This window comes from Thiovibrio sp. Mzg5, from assembly GCF_055379285.1.
In genome coordinates, this window is sequence record NZ_AP022872.1 from 1,649,405 (window position 1) to 1,667,312 (window position 17,908).

The window sequence follows — 17,908 nt, forward strand, 5'->3', positions numbered from 1 at the left end:
GATGATGCGCAAAGGTTTTTTGAACAGTGTCACCAAGGCTGCGTTGGCAGGCTGCCTGGTCGCCGTCGCCGCAACCACCGCGTTTGCCGAGGAAGTTAAAGTGGACCCGAAAGTTCCGGTCTACAAAAAGGTGAGCGGCGTATCCGGCAACCTCGACAGCATCGGTTCGGACACCCTGAACAATCTGATGACCTACTGGGCTGAAGGCTTCCGCAAGGAATATCCCAATGTCCGCATCCAGATCGAGGGCAAGGGCTCAAGCACCGCCCCGCCCGCCCTCCTTTCCGGCACCGCCCAGCTCGGCCCCATGTCCCGGGCGATGAAATCCGAGGAAATCGACGCCTTCACCAAGAAATACGGCTACGCCCCGACCCAGATCAGCGTTGCCCTCGACTCCCTGGCTGTTTACGTCAACAAGGACAACCCGGTCAAGGAGATGAGCCTGCAGGAGGTTGACGCGATCTTCTCCAAAACCCGCAAGGGCGGCCTGAGCCAGGAAATCACCACCTGGGGCCAGGTGGGTCTTACCGGCCCTTGGCAGCAGGCCCCCATGAGCATCTATGGCCGTAATTCCGCCTCCGGCACCTACGGCTACTTCAAGGAACATGCCCTGTTCAAGGGTGACTATAAGGATACCGTCAAGGAACAGCCCGGCTCCGCTTCGGTGGTAATGGGGATCACCGAGGACAAGAACGGCATCGGCTACTCCGGCATCGGTTACAAGACCTCCGGGGTCAAGACCGTCGCCCTGAGCAACAAGAAAGGGGAAAAAGCCCATGAGGCCAGTTTTGAAAACGTGATGAACGGCAGCTACCCGCTTTCCAGAACTCTGTTCATCTATGTGGCCAAGGAGCCGAATAAGCCCATGCCCGCCCAGACCGCCGAGTTCCTCAAGTACATCCTTTCCAAGTCCGGCCAGGAGATCGTGGTAAAAGACGGCTTCCTGCCCCTGCCTGCCAAGGTGGTGGAAAAAGAGCTGGCCAAGCTCAAATAACCCTCCCCGGCTCAAGCCGGACATAAGTTCACCTCCCGGCCCCCGGGAGGGCCAGCGTCTGCAAGCCGGCCTTCCCGGGGGCTTCTCCGGTAGAAGCCCTACGCAGCAGTGTCCAAAACAGCAAGGAACACCATGCAGAAACTCGACAAACAATTCATCAAAAAAGTCCGTCGCCAGGACCGGTTCGCCACCCGGGCCATCACCGTGGGCGGTCTGCTGGTCATCGCCAGTGTCATCGCCATCCTGGTCCTCATCGTCCGGGTAACCCTGCCGCTGTTCCAGCCGGCCAGGGCGGAGGTCATCCACCGCGTGGCCGTTGCGCCAGGGCATGCCCCGATTCTTGCCGTGGGCATGGACGATGCCCAGGAGGTGGGCTTTATCCTGGACAATACCGGGCTTTTTTCCTTTTACAACCTCGCCTCCGGCAAGACCTTTTTCACCGCCCCCGCCTCCCCCAAAAAAGCCAGGGTCCAATCCGTCGAGAGCAATAAAAACAACGTCTTCACCCTCCTCTGGGAGGACAGCAGCGTCACCGTCGCCCAGGTTGACTTCCGGCTGCTCTATGCCGAATCCGGCCAACGAACCGTCCAGCCGGAGATCACCCGGCTGGGCGAATATCCCCCCCGGCGTTATCCGGCCCCGATCAAAAGCATGATGGTCCGCAGCCATGAAGGGCGACTGACCCAGGTGGCGCTCCTGGCGGACAACCGGTTCCAGATCGAGCACGAGGTGGTCACCACCAATATCTTGGGCGAGGAGAAGAAAGAGACTTTTTCTTTTCTGCTCAATGAAGAGCTGCCCGGCACAATCACCGCCTTCACCCTGGACGAAAAGGGCTCTGTCCTCTTTGCCGGCACCGATACCGGCAGCCTGTTGCGCTGGGATCTGGGAGAAAACGGGAGTGCTGCGCGCACCGACAACGTGGTGGCCGTACAGGGAAATAAGGGCATCACCTCCCTGGCCATGGTTTTCGGCGATATCTCCGTGGCGGTGGGCGACGCCGCCGGCACCCTTGCCACCTGGAGCCAGGTTTGGACCGGGGAAGGGCCGGAGCGGGTACGGCGGCTGCGCAAAACCCATACCCTGACCAGCCATCAGTCCCCGGTGGAAAGCATCATCCCCTCCCGCCGCTCCAAATCCCTGGTCAGCCTCGGCGCCGACGGCAAGACCCATTTCGATCATATGACCAGCGAAAAACATCTGCTGGACCTTGAGCCCTCCCTGACCATGGCGGGCATCTCCGGCCAGGGCAACGGCCTGATCGGCCTTGATTCGCGCAACAATCTCACCGTCTGGAAGGTCGATGCCCCCCACCCGGAGATCAGCCTGAAAACCCTGTTCGGCAAGGTCTGGTACGAAAGCTACGACCAGCCGGAGTATGTCTGGCAATCCTCCTCCGCCTCCGATGATTTTGAACCGAAATTCAGCCTGGTGCCGCTGCTCTTCGGCACCATCAAGGGCACCCTGTACGCCATGATCTTTGCCGTGCCGCTGGCCATCTTCGGCGCGGTCTACACCAGCCAGTTCAGCACCGCCACCTTCAAGAAAACCGTCAAACCGGTGGTGGAGATCATGGCCTCGATCCCCTCGGTGGTCATCGGCTTTCTCATCGCCCTCTGGCTGGCGCCCATCGTGGAAAAGGCCATTCTCGCCGTGATCCTGGGGGTGCTGCTCCTGCCGCTGATCTTCGTTACGATCATGGCTGTCCTCAAGCCTTTCTACAAAACGCCCACCCTGCAAAACTTCTGCAACGGCCATGAGTTCCTGATGCTGGCGCCGATTATCCTCCTGGCCGCGGCCCTGGCCATGGGGATCGCCCCCATTGTTGAGCATTTGCTCTTTGCCGGCAATTTCAAGCAATGGCTCTACAACGATCTTGGCTTGCGCTATGACCAGCGCAACTGCATCATCATCGCCTTTGGCCTTGGCATCGCGGTGATCCCCATCATCTTTTCCATCACCGAGGACGCCATCTCCAACATCCCCCCCAGCCTGACCGCCGCTTCCCTGGCCTTAGGCGCCAGCCGCTGGCAGACCATCTGGCGGGTGGTGCTGCCCTCGGCCAGCCCCGGCATCTTTGCCGCGATCATGATCGGCTTCGGCCGGGCGGTGGGGGAAACCATGATCGTGCTCATGGCCACCGGCAACACCCCCATCCTCGACTGGTCCATCTTCAACGGCATGCGGACCCTGTCCGCCAACATCGCCGTGGAGATTCCGGAAGCGCCCATGGGCGGCACCCTGTACCGGGTGCTGTTCCTCTGCGCCTCCATGCTTTTCGCCCTGACCTTTCTGGTGAACACCGGGGCAGAGCTGGTCCGCGAGCGATTGCGGAAGAAATATGGACGGTATTAAAAATTGTTCGCCACGAAACCCACAAAAAAACACGAAACATGATTTTCAACCTGATTGTATCCGTTAATTTTTCGTGGTTTTCGTGGGTTTCGTGGCAAAGTCCTATAAGTTCGGAGAAAACATCATGACCAAAAAATTCTGGCGGCAGGGAGAGCCCTTCGTCTGGGCCACCGCCCTTGCCCTTTCCTTGATCCTGTTTTTAACCCTGCTGCTCTTCTATGTGGTAATGGCCAATGGCCTCGCGGTCTTTTGGCCGAAAAAGGTCGCCCTGGCCACCCTGAGCGATGGCCGGCATCTGCTTGGCGAGATTGTCCAGGAAGAGGCCATCCCCACCACCGGGCACAAGCGGATCCAGTTCAAAATCGGCAACCGCGACCTCTACGGCCTCGACTTCAAATGGGTGGACGCCTCCGAGATCACCAGCCTCAGCTATCCAAAAGAGGTCCAGGTGCTTGAGCGCCAGGAATACGGCAATTTTTACGGATACCTGAGCGAACTGGAAGTCAAGGGCATCGCCCCGCCCGCCTCCGGCTCAAACAACCTGGCCATGACCATCGCTGCCCTCGACTCAAGGAAAAGAGAGGTTGACCTCCTGGGCAAAAAGATAGCCAACCTCAACCGGAGGGTGGAACTCATCGACCACCGGTTGGCCACCGCCCTCTATAACAAGGAAGAAAACACCCCGGCCCTTGCCGCCATCAAAGGCGAGAAAAGCGGGCTCAAGACCGAGTTCGAGGCGCTGGTTTCCATCCTCGGGGAAAAATCCGCGGCCCTGGCCACCAATCAGGCGATCTTCACCGATGCCAACGGCCGGACCAAGGCCATAGCCCTGCCCAACATCGTCCGCGCCTACCAGCCAAACTCCATGTCGTTTTTCGCCAAGTGCGGCTATTACCTGGAGCGGCTGCGGGAACTTCTCTTTGACGAACCCAGGGAATCAAACACCGAGGGCGGCTTGTTCCCGGCCATCTTCGGCACCATCATGCTGATCTTTCTCATGAGCATCCTCTCCTTTCCCCTGGGGGTGCTGGCCGGCATCTATCTGCGCGAATATGCCAAGGACGGCTGGCTGGTGAAGATGGTCCGCATCGCGGTCAACAACCTGGCCGGCATCCCCTCCATCGTTTACGGCATCTTCGGCCTGGGTTTTTTCGTCTACGGGATCGGCGGCGGTATCGACCAGTTGTTTTTCCCCGAACGGCTGCCCGCCCCGACCTTCGGCACCGGCGGCATCCTCTGGACCAGCCTTACCCTGGGGCTGCTCACCGTGCCGGTGGTGATCGTCGCTACGGAAGAGGCCCTGGGCTCCATCCCCCCCGGCATCCGGGAAGGATCCCAGGCCCTGGCCGCCACCAAGCTCCAGACCCTGACCCGAATCCTGCTGCCCATGGCCTCGCCGGGCATCCTCACCGGCTTCATCCTGGCCATGGCCAGGGCTGCGGGCGAGGTCGCCCCGCTGATGATCACCGGGGTAGTCAAGCTGGCTCCGGCCCTGCCCCTGGACGGGGTCTTCCCCTTCCTGCACCTGGACCGGAAATTCATGCATCTGGGCTTTCATATCTACGACATCGGCTTTCAGTCCCCCAATGTGGAAGCGGCCAAGCCCATGGTCTATGTCACCACCCTGCTGCTGATCCTGATCGTGCTGGCGATGACCAGCACGGCCATCTATCTGCGCAACAAGATGCGACAACGCCACTCCGTGGTCGATGTGTGATAAGGAGAAACAATGCAAACAACCGACACCGCCATAATCCGTATTGACAACCCGCAGGTCGAGATCGAGGGATTGAACCTCTATTATCGGGCAAGCCAGGCGCTCGACAATCTGACCTTCGGAATTCCCGCCCAGCAGGTAACCGCCCTGATCGGCCCTTCCGGCTGCGGCAAATCCACCCTGCTCCGCTGCATCAACCGGATGAATGATCTGGTCGACGGGTTGCGCCTTGATGGGGTCATCAAGATCAACGGGGAAAACATCAACGACCCCAGCCTCGATGTGATTGAACTGAGGCGCAAGGTCGGCATGGTCTTCCAGAAATGGAACCCGTTCCCCAAGTCCATCTACGAAAACATCGTCTACGGCCTGAGGATCGCAGGCATCCAGGACAAAACCGTGCTCGACGAGGCTGCGGAGAAATGCCTGAAACGAGCCGCCCTCTGGGACGAGGTCAAAGACAGGCTGCACCAATCGGCCATGGGTCTTTCCGGCGGCCAGATGCAGCGGCTCTGCATCGCCAGGGCCATCGCCGTAAGCCCGGAGATCATCCTCATGGACGAGCCCTGCTCGGCCCTGGACCCGCGTTCCACGGCGAGAATAGAGGATCTCATCCGCGAACTGCGGGGGGAATACACCATCATCATCGTCACCCACAACATGCAGCAGGCGGCGCGCATCTCCGATTACACGGCATACATGTACCTCGGAGAACTGATCGAATACGGGCCGACCCAGAGGTTGTTCACCATGCCGGAAAAGAAGGAAACCGAGGATTATATTACCGGCCGCTTCGGCTGAGAGGCGTGGGTAAAAGCAGACTATTATAGATCATTCCATTATAACAGTTACCGTTCACGGTGAGCCTGTCGAACCGCAGTTCCCGCTACTACAGGCCTTCGACAAGCTCAGGCCGAACGGAATAAGTGAAGGAGAAATTCATGGCAGGCAACATTAAGACGGAAATAGAAAAACTCAAAAACCAGATCGTCTATCTCGGCACGGCAGTGCAGGAAAACATGCAGAACTCGGTCAAGGCGTTGTGGGGAAAAAATCCTGATCTGGCCCGCCAGGTGATCGCCACGGACAAGGGCGAGATCGACAACATGGAGATCAGCGTGGAAGAAGAATGCTTGCGCCTCCTGGCCCTGCACCAGCCCGTGGCCGGCGATCTGCGTTTCATCGTCACGGTGCTCAAGATCGACAACGATCTGGAACGCATCGGCGACCTGGCGGCCAAGATCGCGGACAAGGTCATCCTGCTCCACGACATCGACCCGGTCAAATTCACCTCCGATGCGATGCAGATTCCGGAGATGTTCAACGCCATGTTTGCAAAAACCATCTGGATGTTCCAGAATACCATGGAGGCCTTTATCAACGAGGATACCGACCTGGCCTACAAGGTGTGCCTGACGGACGACGAGGTGGACCGGGACAAGGCGTCCATCCGCACCGAAATGGAGGAGATCATCCTGCGTGATCCGGCCCAGCAGGTCTATCTGGCCAAGCTGATCAGCGTGGCCAGAAGCATGGAGCGCATCGCCGACCACTGCACCAATATCTGCGAAGACATTATTTATATGGCGCAGGGCAGAATTGTCCGCCATCATATAGCACGATAGGCCCTACCGGAACCGCTCAGGAGAAACAGAATGGCCAGAGAAACCATCCTTGTCGTGGAAGACGATGAAAACATCCAGCAGCTGGTGGGCTACAACCTGGCCAAGGCCGGGTTCCACGTGCTCTATGCCGACAACGGGGAACAGGCGCTCAACCAGATCAAGCGGGAAAGGCCGGAGCTGATCGTCCTGGACCTCATGCTCCCGGGCTTGAGCGGCTTCGAGATCTGCAAGCTGGTGCGTAAGGATCCCAAGACCAAGAACCTGCCCATTGTCATGCTCACCGCCAAGAGCGAGGAAAACGACATGGCCGCGGGCCTCGATCTCGGGGCGGACGATTATATCACCAAGCCCTTCAGCCCCAAGATCCTCATCTCCCGGATCAAGGCGGCCCTGCGCCGCAAGGAGGGGTTGAGCGAGGATGGGAGCGAGGGCAAGAAAAACACCCCCCTCACCATCCACGGGATAACCATCGACCCCAACCGCTACGAGGTGCTGGTGGGAGACGAAGTCATCATCCTGACCGTGACGGAATTTTCCATCCTGGAGCTTTTGGCCCGGCGGCCGGGCTGGGTTTTCAACCGGCAGCAGATCATCGACGGGGTCCGGGGTTATGACTACGTCATCACCCCGCGCGCCGTGGACGTGCAGGTTTTTGGGCTCAGGAAAAAACTGGGCGAGGCGGGAAAATACATCGAAACCGTGCGCGGCATCGGCTACCGCATGCAGGGCTAAGCTCGGACAACGGCGGTTCCCCTCGCCCCTCTCCTACTTGTCCGTTTTCCTGGCGATATACACCACATGCCTGCGCCCGCCCCGACCAGGGCGTTGGCGGTTCACAGAGAACCCAGCCGCCTGCAGCCGTTTTTCAAAGGCGGCATCCGGGTCTTCGGACCAGACGGCAAACACCCCCCCCGGATTCAAGGCACTACGGCTTGCCGCCAGCGCCTTCTTGCCGTACAGATAGTCGCCCCTGCCCTGATCCCCTTCATAGGGGCCTTCGTACAGATCAAGGATTATGGCGTCAAAGCGCTGCTCCTTGCCCTTGTTTGCCGCCTCAGCGATAACCTTGGCCACATCGGAAATCACCACCGTGACCCGCGGGTCGTCCACCGCCCCGTCGGTTAACTGGGCTATGGGCCCCTGGCACCAGGTGACCATGATCGGGTTCAGTTCCGCCACCACCACCTCGGCATCACGGGGAAGATTATCCAGGGCCGCCTTGAGGGTAAAGCCCATGCCCAGACCGCCCACCAGCACCCTGGGCTTCTTGGTCTGCTTCAAGTCCGCACAGGCCAGCTCGGACAAAACGATTTCGGATCGGTTGGCCGAAGAGTTCATCAGCACCCGGCTGTCGATGGTAATCAAAAAATCCGTCTCGCCCCGCTGCCGCAGATCGAGGAGTCCCTCGTCGGTGTCGATACTGTCCACTATTCGCCATGGTTGTGCCATTTTAATGCTCCGCTCTTTTTTCTGATTACCAAGCATCTTGGTAGCCGGAGGAAACTTTTATTCATCTGTTCATTTCTTTGCTTGCCCAAAGAAACGAACCAAAGAAAGGGCCCCCTGTGTCCCTGGTCCCGCCGCGGGCGGGATGCCCTGTGCTCCTCGATGCTGCCGGGGCTTTGCAAACTCGCTTCGCACAAACAGTGCAAAGCCCTTTTTCGGCAGCCTCTCCGGTGCTCGGCTGCGGGCCAAGGGGATTTTACTGCTATGAAGGCAAAGGAGTTGACTGAAATTGGTCAGGTCAACAGAATCTCTTTAACCCGCCCCACGGCCCCGCCTTCCAACCGAACCTTGATCCCATGGGGATGGGTGGGGGATTTAGTCAGGATATCCTTGACGATGCCCTCGGTGAGTTTGCCTGAACGTTGGTCTTCTTTCAAAACGATGCACACCCGCAGCCCGGCTTTGATCTCGCTGCGATTTATGCCGTTCATGCCTGACCCCGCTTGATTTCCTCTTGGATCAGCGCCAGTAGCGCCGCAAAACTATCCACAAAATAATGGGGGGTGGTCTGGCCGGGGCTGCTGGGGTTTTCCTCGTTTATCCCGTAGCCAAGCCCCTGCTCGGTCAGGGCCTTGTACTTTTTCATTTTCCCGGCATATTTTGAGCTGGGCCGCTCTTTCTCTGCAAGCAGGCCAAGAGCCACCAGGATCTTGTTCGCCTTTACCGTGGAGATTTCCAGGTTATTCAGTTTCAGCAGGTTGGTGAGTGAATCTGTTTTTTCCACTGCTTCCTCCTTGCAGGTCCGCCCCTAAAAACGCCACACAGAGACGCGACCTTGTGTTGTTTGTCTTCAGCCGCCCTGCCCCAAGCCGTCCGCCTGCAACAGGTTCTCCAGGCAATGCTCCCGGATGGAGTAAAACTCCTTGATTCCCCGGATCTGGGTCAAAATCTCCGCCTGCCTCGCCACCCCGCTCCCCTTCACCCCCAGGATCATCTTGTTCTTGCTCGTGTGTTCCAGGGAAACGAACTCGAAGATCTGGGTCTCGTAGCCGGAGGCCTCCAGGAGCAAGGCGCGCAGGGAGTCGGTGACCATCTCCGCTTCCTGGCCCAGATGGATGCCGTGCTTGAGCATGGGCCTGAGCAGCTCCGGGCTCTGCATCTGCGGCCTGATCTGCTTGTGACAGCACGGGGCGCACATGATGATCGAAGCCCCCGCGCGGATCCCTAAGTGGATGGCGTAATCCGTGGCCATGTCGCAGGCGTGCAGGGCGATCATGATGTCGATCCCCTTTGGCGTGTAGCTCCGGATATCGCCCTGCACGAAAGACAACCCGTCGAGCTTCAGCCTTTTAGCGGCTGTACTGCACAGGCTGACGAGATCTTCTCGCAATTCCACCCCGATCACTTGGGGCTTGAGCCCCAGGCCGGCGCGCAGGTACTCCTCCGTGGCAAAGGTCAGGTAGCCCTTGCCCGAACCGAAATCAACCACCCGCACCCGCTCCTGTTCTTTCAGCTTCGAGGCGACGATGGCATGGTCCAGAACCTCGATGAACTTGTTGATCTGCTTCCACTTGCGCGACATGGAGGGGATGAGCTGCTGCTGCCCGTTGGTAACCCCCAGCTCCTTGAGAAACGGCGCAGCCAGATCGAGAAACCGCTCCTTCTCGCGGTCATGTGCCTGGGGGGAGACCTCCCTCGGCGCTGCCTTGCCCCGCTGCAGATTGTATCGGCCCTTTTTGTTCACCGAGAGCTGCACCTCCTCGGTTACGGTCTGCAGATGCACGTTGTTGAACGAGGCGGCAAACAATTCGCGGACAGTCGCAATCCCCGCCGGGATCGGCAGGTTCTTGGTAACGTCCTTGGTCTGGTAGCGAAAGAGAAAAGAGAGACACTCCCCCTCCTTCAGGGTAAGGCGGCGGACAAAGACCCGGTCCAGCCCCGGTTCCGACCCATGGTATTTGCCCAGCACCAGTTTGACAAAGGTGTTCCGGGTCAGACAATCTTCCAGCAGGCTGAAAAAAAGTCCGCATTGGTTTGGCATCTCTTTGGGCCCTGGTTTGGTCTCAGTCATCTCAGTCATCAGCATGCACCATTATATAAGATTCCCAAGCAATCTCAGTTAGAGCTTTTTGTTCCATCGCAGTTAAAATCCCATTGGCCGCAGCCGAGCACCGGAGAGGCTGCCGAAAAAGGGCTTTGCACTGTTTGAGGCGCAAGCCGAGTTTGCAAAGCCCCGGCAGCATCGAGGAGCACAGGGCATCCCGCCTTCGGCGGGACAAGGGACACAGGGGGCCCTTTCTTCGCCGCTTCGCTGCTGGTTCGTTTCTTTGGGCAAGCAAAGAAATGAACAAACACATTCCTCTTGCTATCGGATTGCTTAGGGCTCAAAAACCCGCCCATTGCTCACCCTTCCTTAAGCGAAAGCGCAATCCTTTTCCGCGGAACATCAACCTCCAGCACCCGGACCATTACCTGCTGCCTCACCTTGACCACCTCTGCCGGCTCCTTCACATAGCGGTCAGCCAGTTGGCTGATGTGGATCAGCCCGTCCTGGTGCACGCCGATATCGACAAAGGCCCCGAACTTGGTCACATTGGTGACCAACCCCGGCAGCCGCATGCCCGGTTGCAGGTCAGCGATGGAGTTGACCCCTTCGCCGAAGGCAAATTCGGTGAAGGTTGCCCGCGGGTCGCGGCCCGGCTTGGCAAGCTCGGCCAGGATATCGTGCAGGGTCGGCAGCCCCACCGCCTCGGTGACATAGCGGCTGACCTCGATCTTCTCCCGCATCTCCGGCTGTTCGATGAGGTCGATGACCCGGCAGCCGCAATCCTTGGCCATCTGTTCGACGATCCGGTAGCGCTCTGGGTGGACACCGCTGGCATCCAGGGGATTGGCTGCGCCCCGGATCCGTAAAAATCCACCGCACTGCTCAAAAGCCTTGCCCCCCAGCCGGGGAACCTTGAGCAGCTCCGCCCGGCTTCCAAAGGGGCCGTTTTCATTGCGGTATTTGATGATATTCTGGGCTAGCCCCACACCCAGGCCGGAAACATGGGTCAGCAGCTCGGCGCTGGCGCTGTTCAACTCCACCCCCACCCTGTTGACGCAGCTGGCCACCGTATCGTCCAGGCTCTTTTTCAGCGCCGCCTGGTTGACGTCGTGCTGGTACTGGCCGACCCCGATGACCTTGGGGTCCAACTTCACCAGCTCGGCCAGGGGGTCCTGCAGCCTCCGGCCGATGGAAACCGAGCCGCGCACCGTGAGGTCATGGTCGGGGAATTCCAGCCTGGCGGTTTCCGAGGCGGAGTAGATCGAGGCCCCGCTCTCATCGACCATGGTGATGATCATCTCTGCAGGCAAGCCCAGCCCCCGAACAAAGGCTTCTGTCTCCCGGCCTGCGGTGCCGTTACCGATGGCAATGGCCTCAATCCGGTACTGCCTGCAGAGTTCGGCCACGACCGTGCCGGCTTCCTGGCTCTGGTTGGCGGAGAGGGTGGGATAGATGGTGGCATGGTGCAGGAGTTTGCCCTGTTCGTCCAGGCAGACCAGCTTGGCCCCGGTGCGAAAGCCGGGGTCCAGGGCCATGACCCGTTTGCGGCCCAGGGGCGGGGCGAGGAGCAGCTCGCGCAGGTTGTCGACAAAAACCCGGATCGCCTCCCCATCGGCCTGCTCTTTGAGATGGGTGCGCAGCTCGTTTTCCAGGGACGGGGCCAACAGCCGCTTGTAGCTGTCCTGAATCGCAAGCTCAACCTGGGCCGCTGCTGCCCCGCTGCCTTTGACATATCGCTTCCGCAACAGCTCGATACCCGCCTCTTCCGGCGGACGCACGGTCAGGGTCAGCACCTTTTCGTTTTCCCCGCGCAGCATGGCAAGCAAGCGATGGCTCGGCACCTTGGGTGCCGGTTCCTGCCACTCGAAATAATCCCGGAATTTGGCGCCCGCCTCCTGGTTTTTCTTCACCACCCTGGAGACGATCAGCCCCTTGGCCCCGAAGAGCTGCCGCAGCGCGGCCCGGGCCGCGGGATCTTCGTTGAGCCACTCGGCGATGATGTCCCGGGCCCCGGCCAACGCCTCCTCCGCGCTGGCCACCCCTTTTTCCGGGTCGATGAATCTTTCCGGGGCAAGCGGCGTTTGATCCTGGCGGAAGATGGCGCGGGCCAGAGGCTCCAGCCCCTTTTCCATGGCAATGCTGCTTCTGGTTCTGCGCTTGGGTCGGTGCGGCAGATAGAGATCTTCGAGGATGGTCAGGTTGGGGGCGGCCAGAAGACTCTGGTGCAGCTTGGGCTCCAGCAGCTCCCGCTCGCTCAAAGAGGCAATGATCGCCTGCCGCCGTTTGTCCAGCTCCGCCAGTTGCAGGAGCCGATCCCGAATGGCGGTGATCTGGATTTCATCCAGCAGACCGGTGGCTTCCTTGCGGTAGCGGGCGATAAACGGCACCGTGCCCCCGTCCTGCAACAGGGTGGCCACGGCCGCCACCTGACCACTCTTGACCTTCAGCTCTTGGGCAATGATTTCCTGGTGTTGATTCATGGTTGCTTTTGTATTCATATTTTCGCTACAGCGCCAATTGTTTTTTCTGCTTTCCAAGCAAAATCAGTCAACTCCTTTGCTCTTAAGGCAGTTAAAATCCCATTGGCCCGCAGCCGAGCACCGGAGAGGCTGCCGAAAAAGGGCTTTGCACTGTTTGAGGCGAAGCCGAGTTTGCAAAGCCCCGGCAGCATCGAGGAGTACCCCATGCGGGGCATAAACTCCGGGCATCCCGCCTTCGGCGGGACAAGGGACACAGGGTGCCCTTTCTTTGGTTCGTTTCTTTGGGCAAGCAAAGAAATGAACAGACAGAACAGACAAATGAAGCCTATCCCCTGCCTTGGCTCTTCTTCAGCAAGAAGGTCCACCCCTAGCCCCCATCATATCACTTTGCATCCCCTGGCGAATATGGTCAAATACCGGACAATAATTCGCTCTTTTATGGGCAAGGCAAAGACCATCATCGCGGAAAAAGCTGGCCGCTGAATCATTTTGCAAGGAAAAGCACATGGCAAACCCGTTGCAGGAGCAGCTTCTCAAGGCCGGGCTGGCCAGTAAAAAACAGGCCAAGAAGGCCGAGCACGAAAAACGGATCAGCCGCAAGCAAAACGACGGCAAAAGCCCCGATGTTGCCAACAAGGCGCGGGAGGAGCAGGCGGCCAAGGATCAGCGCAACCGGGAGCTCAACCTCCAGCGCGCCGAAGAGACCCGGCTGCGGGAGCAGAAGGCCCAGGTAAAGCAGCTCATCGAGACCAACCGGTTGCCCAAGGATGACCGGGGCGAGCCCTACAACTTTGTCGAGCAGAACAGGATCAAGAGGATCTTTGTCTCCGAGGAGATAACCGACCAGCTCAGCCGCGGCCAGCTGGCCATCGTCAAGCTCGGCGCCGGCTACGAGGTGGTGCCGGCCAAGGTGGCCCGCCAGATAGCGAGCCGCGACCAGGAGGCAGTGGTGGTCTTTCATGAAAAGGGATAAAGAGACTGGCGGCATAGCATGAAAAAATCGGGACGATATAAAACCACGGGTTTGGCTGAGGATCAGTACGAGGAGGGTTCAAACGGGCTGGTGCTCAAGAACTCCCTCCGGATACAGGACAAGCAGGCCATCGAAGAAGTTGAAACCAGGGAGCTGTATCGGGTCACTGATCAGTTGACGGAGATATACGACCAGGAGCACCGATTCACTGCGGCCGACATCTGCGCCATGCATAAAAAATGGCTCGGCCCGGTCTATGAGTGGGCCGGGAAATACCGCCAGGTGACCATAAGCAAAGGGGGATTCACCTTTGCCTTGCCCAGGGTTATTCCGCAACTGATGGCGGATTTCGAGAAAAACGAACTGAACCGCTATACCCCCTGCAATTTCAAAAACCAAGAAGAGCAGGCTCTGGCTCTGGCGATTGTGCATACGGAACTTCTGCTCATCCATCCCTTCCGGGAAGGAAACGGCAGATTGTCACGGCTCCTGGCAACGCTCATGGCTCTGCAAGCCGGATTGCCGCCGTTGGATTTCAGTGAATTTGAAGGAAAAAAGAAAGAGGAGTATTTTGCGGCCGTCCGCCAAGGGATGGGAAGAGACTACCGGCCAATGGAGAAATTCTTCAATGCCGTGATTTCTCGGACTCTTCAGACGTATGAGGAGAAATAACCGTTGAGCCGGTGACCTTTTCCTTGGCGACATGGACGCCTTCGATCGCCGAGGATGAGGAGACGCTGGACCACAGCCCTTTTTCCCGGATGTGCAGGGTTTTCAGGTAGGGATTGGTTTCTTTTAGGCTTTTCGTACGCATGAGTTGACTATACCAGAAACAAGGCAAAAATACACTCGATTCATGAGGGCCCCGGCCTTCCGGGAGAGGGGGAGATCATTTTGGAAGCTGGGAACTCAGGAAGGTAGAACTGAAATGGCTCCTCCGCACAATCACCCCCGTCCAACCAAGAAGCGGCAACCGCGGGGCTTGCCCATCCTCCATGAGGACCAGGATATTCTCGTGGTGGAAAAACCGGCCGGGCTGCTGACCATCGGCACCGACCGGGAAAAGGAGCGCACCGCCCATTATCTGCTCAACGATTATGTGCGCAAGGGCGATCCCAGATCGCGCCACCGGGTGTATGTGGTCCATCGCCTGGACAAGGACACCTCCGGCATCCTGCTTTTTGCCAAAAGCGAACAGGCCAAGCAATACCTGCAGGAGCATTGGGAGGATACGAACAAGCATTACCTGGCCATCGTCCACGGACGGCTAACGCCCAAAGAAGGAACGATCACCTCCTACCTGGCCGAGAATGCGGCGCAGAAGGTCTACTCAACCCAGGACCAGGCCAAGGGCAAGCTCTCCCATACGGCCTACAAGGTGTTGCGGGAGGGCAAAGGCTTAAGCCTGGTGGAGATCCATCTCCTCACCGGCCGGAAGCACCAGATCCGGGTCCATTTCGCGGAAAAGGGCCATCCCGTGGCCGGGGACAAAAAATACGGGAACGGCCCACTGGTTTGCAGGCGGCTCGCTCTCCATGCCCGCTCGCTATCCTTTATCCACCCACACAGCGGCGAGGAAATGCACTTTGAGCTCGGGATGCCGGAGGAGTTTGTCCGGCTGCTCGGGAAATAGCACCTGCGGTGGTTGGCAGTAATTTAAGTAAGGTGCCCCGGAAATGCAGCCTGGCCCTGCTCCCATTAAGCATAATTCTGTTGAGGTGAGTCGTGTCAGAAAAGAAACCTATCGGCTCGGGCGAAGAAGGAATCGATGTCCCTTACGAGCGGCTCGACCCGGAGACGTTGCGGAATGTGATCCAGGAGTTTGTTACGAGAGACGGGGCAGATTGGGGGGACGCCGGCTGCACGCTGGAGGATAAGGTCGGCCAGGTCATGCAGCAACTGCGAAACCGGAAGGTGAAGATAGTTTTTGATCTGAATTCAGAAACAACGAATATTGTTGTGGGCCGCTGAATCGCGGCTGAGCCACTTTACAACCATTCGCAGGGTGTTCAAATGGTGGGCGATACTGGGATCGAACCAGTGACCCCTGCCGTGTGAAGGCAGTGCTCTCCCGCTGAGCTAATCGCCCTGATGGTTTATTGAATAATAGAACATTCCGTTGCCGTCAACAACCGAACTTTGCCGCGGCAAAAAAAAGCGGGGAGCGGCCCCGGAATTCTGCGACCGCAGAGATAAGGAAACACACAGCATGGGCGCAACTCGATACATCGTGGCAGGAAGCTTTATCGACGGCAGCGGCGGTGAGGTGCGCAGGGATGTCTTTCTGCAAGTTACAGACACCATCATTACCGCCATTGGCTCCGCCGCAGACCTTCCCCGCCATGACGGGGCTGCCATCGACGGCTTCTCGCACTGCATCATTGTGCCCCCGCTGGTTGACTGCAGCGTCTCCCTGTCGCGCTCGCCCTCCGTGGACAGCAGGGTGAGGCTAGCCGCCGAGGAGGCGGGCCTGGCGGAAAAGACCGCCATGCTGGAGCGGCATATCCGCTACTGCCATGCCTACGGAGTGTTGGGCGTGGCCGACAGCGATGATCCCAGCGGCCTGGTGGCACAGTATCGAGAGGGGCTGGCCCAGGGGAGCAGCATCGACATCCGCACCTCCGGTCCTCTCTGCCGGAGCAGCCAGGATTGCGCCGCCACCAACCCGGTATCCATCGATTTTCTCAAGATCGCTTATTCCCCCAATATCGAAGACCAGGAAGCCCCCTCTCCCCGGCTTACCCCTGAAGAGCTAGGCCGGATTCTCCACCACCGAGGCGGCAGAAAGGCGGTGGTGGTGGCCAATGGCGTGCAACAGGTAGCGGAGGCGCTTGCGGCGGGGTGCGATGCCATTGAACAGGGATACGGCATGGGCGAGGACAATCTCCGGAAAATGGCGGAGCAGGCGGTGCTGTGGATTCCCAGCGTCCTGCGGGCCAAAAATGGTTTGGACGGTGCCAGCTCCGGCGGCGAGGTGGCGTGCCGTTTCTCCATTCGCTATGTGGCGCCGGGAAAACCGGTCCCAGGCGCGGAGGCTTTTTGGCAGAAGATGCTCGCCGAACAACTCGCGCAACTGCGTTTGGCCAGAAAACTGGGCGTAAAAACGGCGGTGGGAACCGGGGCCGGCAGTGTCGGCATCCTCCACGGCGAGTCCATGGCCGAGGAGATGAAATTGTTTCTCAAGGCCGGCTATAGACTTGAGGAGACCATCCGCTGCGGATCGGAAAACGGCGCCGAGTTCTTCGGCATGGAGAAGCTGGGAAGGCTAACGGTCGGGCGGAAAGCAACCTTCCTCATTGCCAGGGGCACGGTGCAACAACTGCCAAGAAAACTCTCCTATCTGGAAGGCATCTATGTTGACGGCGCACCCAGCATCGCCTATCATAAAAATCCTGTCAAGACGGCGTAACAGGAGCGCTTTGCACCCTGCACAGAAACTGGGAGAGTGGCCCTGATTTCCCCCAAGACAACCATGCAATCGAGCCGCAGAAAAAAACAGTTTCAAATATCGCAAATTGCGATATACTGGATTGAACCATGCACGTGATCGCCAAGAAAGCGCTGGAGGATTTCTGGAAAATTCACCCCACCGCCAAGTCTCCCCTGGAATCTTGGTACAGGGTGGTCAGCAGATCAAACTTTTCCAGCTTCAGCGACGTGCGGGAAACGTTCCGGTCGGCCGACTACGCTGATGCGTACACGATTTTCGACATAGGCGGCAACAGCTTCCGAATCATCGCCGTGATCCACTACAACCGGCAAAAGGTCTACATCCGGCATGTGTTCACCCATCCCGAGTATGACCGCTGGTGCAAACAGAACAGGAGTAAAGGAAAATGATCCCCGCAGGCCATGCCATTGATCCGGCGGTAATCGCTCCGGCGTGGCGCTCGTTGCAAGAAGCGCTGCCGGTCCGCCTTACGCCCATCCGCACCGAGGCACAATTTGAAGAGGTGGTTGCGTTGCTGCACAGCCTCATCGATGCGGTCGGCGACGATGAAGGCCATGAGCTGGCTGATTTTCTCGATCTGGTCGGACAACTGGTCGAGGATTACGAGACACAACATCATCCCGTTCCGGAGGCGGAACCACGGGCCGTTCTCCGGTTCTTCATGGAGCAGCACGGGCTCAAGCAGACCGATCTGTCCGAGGAGATCGGCGGGCAATCCGTGGTAAGCGAGATACTGACGGGCAAACGCGAGATCAACGCCAGACAGGCCAAGGCCCTGGCAGCCCGCTTCGGGGTTTCCCCGGCGGTTTTTATTTGAGCA

Annotated in this window: 19 protein-coding genes and 1 tRNA gene; 13 read left to right on the top strand and 7 right to left on the bottom strand. The window is 58.7% G+C overall.

Annotated elements, in window-relative coordinates; all coding sequences use genetic code 11:
• The first annotated feature begins 1 nt into the window (after nucleotide 1).
• The 6 genes from ACZ46D_RS07410 (at nucleotide 2) to ACZ46D_RS07435 (ending at nucleotide 7,423) form a co-directional block, all read left to right on the top strand.
• Entirely contained in the window at nucleotides 2-994 is a 993-nt protein-coding gene (locus ACZ46D_RS07410; protein ID WP_464929265.1) for a PstS family phosphate ABC transporter substrate-binding protein, read from the top strand.
• 132 nt (nucleotides 995-1,126) lie between these two features.
• Complete coding sequence (locus ACZ46D_RS07415; protein ID WP_464926819.1) at nucleotides 1,127-3,349, top strand: ABC transporter permease subunit; 2,223 nt, start codon at nucleotides 1,127-1,129, stop codon at nucleotides 3,347-3,349.
• 124 nt (nucleotides 3,350-3,473) lie between these two features.
• Nucleotides 3,474-5,066: a phosphate ABC transporter permease PstA gene (gene pstA, locus ACZ46D_RS07420; RefSeq protein ID WP_464926820.1), complete on the top strand. Its 1,593-nt coding sequence runs from the start codon at nucleotides 3,474-3,476 to the stop codon at nucleotides 5,064-5,066.
• A 12-nt stretch (nucleotides 5,067-5,078) separates the two neighbouring features.
• Entirely contained in the window at nucleotides 5,079-5,867 is a 789-nt protein-coding gene (pstB, locus tag ACZ46D_RS07425; protein WP_464926821.1) for a phosphate ABC transporter ATP-binding protein PstB, read from the top strand.
• Nucleotides 5,868-6,007: 140 nt separating this feature from the next.
• Entirely contained in the window at nucleotides 6,008-6,691 is a 684-nt protein-coding gene (gene phoU, locus ACZ46D_RS07430; protein ID WP_464926822.1) for a phosphate signaling complex protein PhoU, read from the top strand.
• Nucleotides 6,692-6,721: 30 nt separating this feature from the next.
• A complete protein-coding gene (locus tag ACZ46D_RS07435) occupies nucleotides 6,722-7,423 on the top strand; it encodes a response regulator (RefSeq protein WP_464926823.1) in 702 nt (233 codons plus the stop codon).
• Nucleotides 7,424-7,456: 33 nt separating this feature from the next.
• On the opposite strand, the gene ACZ46D_RS07440 is transcribed toward ACZ46D_RS07435, so the two are convergent.
• From ACZ46D_RS07440 to ACZ46D_RS07465, 6 genes are all read right to left on the bottom strand, one after another.
• The gene (locus ACZ46D_RS07440; RefSeq protein WP_464926824.1) at nucleotides 7,457-8,140 is read right to left on the bottom strand and encodes a spermidine synthase; all 684 of its coding nucleotides are present in this window, start codon (nucleotides 8,138-8,140) and stop codon (nucleotides 7,457-7,459) included.
• 290 nt (nucleotides 8,141-8,430) lie between these two features.
• On the bottom strand, nucleotides 8,431-8,628 hold the full coding sequence (locus tag ACZ46D_RS07445) for a YwbE family protein (protein ID WP_464926825.1): 198 nt from the start codon (nucleotides 8,626-8,628) through the stop codon (nucleotides 8,431-8,433).
• The gene (locus tag ACZ46D_RS07450; RefSeq protein ID WP_464926826.1) at nucleotides 8,625-8,921 is read right to left on the bottom strand and encodes a hypothetical protein; all 297 of its coding nucleotides are present in this window, start codon (nucleotides 8,919-8,921) and stop codon (nucleotides 8,625-8,627) included. The genes ACZ46D_RS07445 and ACZ46D_RS07450 overlap by 4 nt, the downstream gene beginning before the upstream one ends.
• A gap of 66 nt (nucleotides 8,922-8,987) precedes the next feature.
• The gene (locus ACZ46D_RS07455; protein ID WP_464929266.1) at nucleotides 8,988-10,208 is read right to left on the bottom strand and encodes a class I SAM-dependent methyltransferase; all 1,221 of its coding nucleotides are present in this window, start codon (nucleotides 10,206-10,208) and stop codon (nucleotides 8,988-8,990) included.
• A 332-nt stretch (nucleotides 10,209-10,540) separates the two neighbouring features.
• Nucleotides 10,541-12,682 (bottom strand): Tex family protein, encoded by a 2,142-nt coding sequence (locus ACZ46D_RS07460; protein ID WP_464926827.1) that lies wholly within the window; start codon nucleotides 12,680-12,682, stop codon nucleotides 10,541-10,543.
• Entirely contained in the window at nucleotides 12,679-13,029 is a 351-nt protein-coding gene (locus tag ACZ46D_RS07465; protein ID WP_464926828.1) for a hypothetical protein, read from the bottom strand. The genes ACZ46D_RS07460 and ACZ46D_RS07465 overlap by 4 nt, the downstream gene beginning before the upstream one ends.
• A gap of 140 nt (nucleotides 13,030-13,169) precedes the next feature.
• On the opposite strand from ACZ46D_RS07465, the gene ACZ46D_RS07470 reads away from it, so the two are divergent.
• The 4 genes from ACZ46D_RS07470 to ACZ46D_RS07485 all read left to right on the top strand — a co-directional run bounded on the left by ACZ46D_RS07470 (nucleotide 13,170) and on the right by ACZ46D_RS07485 (nucleotide 15,608).
• Nucleotides 13,170-13,637 carry a DUF2058 domain-containing protein gene (locus tag ACZ46D_RS07470; protein WP_464926829.1) on the top strand — a complete coding sequence of 156 codons (468 nt, stop codon included), beginning with the start codon at nucleotides 13,170-13,172 and terminating at the stop codon, nucleotides 13,635-13,637.
• 18 nt (nucleotides 13,638-13,655) lie between these two features.
• On the top strand, nucleotides 13,656-14,309 hold the full coding sequence (locus ACZ46D_RS07475) for a Fic/DOC family protein (RefSeq protein ID WP_464926830.1): 654 nt from the start codon (nucleotides 13,656-13,658) through the stop codon (nucleotides 14,307-14,309).
• A gap of 256 nt (nucleotides 14,310-14,565) precedes the next feature.
• Nucleotides 14,566-15,270, top strand: coding sequence for an RluA family pseudouridine synthase (locus ACZ46D_RS07480; protein ID WP_464926831.1), 705 nt, complete (start codon nucleotides 14,566-14,568; stop codon nucleotides 15,268-15,270).
• Between the two features lie 92 nt (nucleotides 15,271-15,362).
• The gene (locus ACZ46D_RS07485; protein WP_464926832.1) at nucleotides 15,363-15,608 is read left to right on the top strand and encodes a YheU family protein; all 246 of its coding nucleotides are present in this window, start codon (nucleotides 15,363-15,365) and stop codon (nucleotides 15,606-15,608) included.
• Nucleotides 15,609-15,651: 43 nt separating this feature from the next.
• Here ACZ46D_RS07485 and ACZ46D_RS07490 read toward each other — a convergent pair.
• Nucleotides 15,652-15,726: transfer RNA gene (locus ACZ46D_RS07490), tRNA-Val, on the bottom strand.
• Nucleotides 15,727-15,846: 120 nt separating this feature from the next.
• Here ACZ46D_RS07490 and ACZ46D_RS07495 point away from each other — a divergent pair.
• The 3 genes from ACZ46D_RS07495 to ACZ46D_RS07505 all read left to right on the top strand — a co-directional run bounded on the left by ACZ46D_RS07495 (nucleotide 15,847) and on the right by ACZ46D_RS07505 (nucleotide 17,905).
• The gene (locus ACZ46D_RS07495) at nucleotides 15,847-17,046 is read left to right on the top strand and encodes an amidohydrolase family protein (RefSeq protein WP_464926833.1); all 1,200 of its coding nucleotides are present in this window, start codon (nucleotides 15,847-15,849) and stop codon (nucleotides 17,044-17,046) included.
• A 128-nt stretch (nucleotides 17,047-17,174) separates the two neighbouring features.
• Nucleotides 17,175-17,477, top strand: a complete 303-nt coding sequence (locus ACZ46D_RS07500; protein WP_464926834.1) for a type II toxin-antitoxin system HigB family toxin — start codon at nucleotides 17,175-17,177, stop codon at nucleotides 17,475-17,477.
• A complete protein-coding gene (locus ACZ46D_RS07505) occupies nucleotides 17,474-17,905 on the top strand; it encodes a helix-turn-helix domain-containing protein (protein WP_464926835.1) in 432 nt (143 codons plus the stop codon). Before ACZ46D_RS07500 ends, ACZ46D_RS07505 begins: the two co-directional genes overlap by 4 nt.
• The last annotated feature ends 3 nt before the right edge of the window (nucleotides 17,906-17,908 follow it).

What these genes read in the sequence shown, in the direction of transcription:
- ACZ46D_RS07480 (WP_464926831.1), top strand. Translation starts at nt 14,566, where the DNA reads ATGGCTCCTCCGCACAATCACCCCCGTCCAACCAAGAAGCGGCAACCG.
- phoU (WP_464926822.1), top strand. Translation starts at nt 6,008, where the DNA reads ATGGCAGGCAACATTAAGACGGAAATAGAAAAACTCAAAAACCAGATC.
- ACZ46D_RS07440 (WP_464926824.1), bottom strand. Translation starts at nt 8,140, where the DNA reads ATGGCACAACCATGGCGAATAGTGGACAGTATCGACACCGACGAGGGA.
- ACZ46D_RS07435 (WP_464926823.1), top strand. Translation starts at nt 6,722, where the DNA reads ATGGCCAGAGAAACCATCCTTGTCGTGGAAGACGATGAAAACATCCAG.
- ACZ46D_RS07470 (WP_464926829.1), top strand. Translation starts at nt 13,170, where the DNA reads ATGGCAAACCCGTTGCAGGAGCAGCTTCTCAAGGCCGGGCTGGCCAGT.
- ACZ46D_RS07500 (WP_464926834.1), top strand. Translation starts at nt 17,175, where the DNA reads ATGCACGTGATCGCCAAGAAAGCGCTGGAGGATTTCTGGAAAATTCAC.
- ACZ46D_RS07505 (WP_464926835.1), top strand. Translation starts at nt 17,474, where the DNA reads ATGATCCCCGCAGGCCATGCCATTGATCCGGCGGTAATCGCTCCGGCG.
- ACZ46D_RS07410 (WP_464929265.1), top strand. Translation starts at nt 2, where the DNA reads ATGATGCGCAAAGGTTTTTTGAACAGTGTCACCAAGGCTGCGTTGGCA.
- ACZ46D_RS07460 (WP_464926827.1), bottom strand. Translation starts at nt 12,682, where the DNA reads ATGAATACAAAAGCAACCATGAATCAACACCAGGAAATCATTGCCCAA.
- ACZ46D_RS07475 (WP_464926830.1), top strand. Translation starts at nt 13,656, where the DNA reads ATGAAAAAATCGGGACGATATAAAACCACGGGTTTGGCTGAGGATCAG.
- ACZ46D_RS07455 (WP_464929266.1), bottom strand. Translation starts at nt 10,208, where the DNA reads ATGACTGAGACCAAACCAGGGCCCAAAGAGATGCCAAACCAATGCGGA.
- pstA (WP_464926820.1), top strand. Translation starts at nt 3,474, where the DNA reads ATGACCAAAAAATTCTGGCGGCAGGGAGAGCCCTTCGTCTGGGCCACC.
- pstB (WP_464926821.1), top strand. Translation starts at nt 5,079, where the DNA reads ATGCAAACAACCGACACCGCCATAATCCGTATTGACAACCCGCAGGTC.
- ACZ46D_RS07415 (WP_464926819.1), top strand. Translation starts at nt 1,127, where the DNA reads ATGCAGAAACTCGACAAACAATTCATCAAAAAAGTCCGTCGCCAGGAC.
- ACZ46D_RS07495 (WP_464926833.1), top strand. Translation starts at nt 15,847, where the DNA reads ATGGGCGCAACTCGATACATCGTGGCAGGAAGCTTTATCGACGGCAGC.
- ACZ46D_RS07445 (WP_464926825.1), bottom strand. Translation starts at nt 8,628, where the DNA reads ATGAACGGCATAAATCGCAGCGAGATCAAAGCCGGGCTGCGGGTGTGC.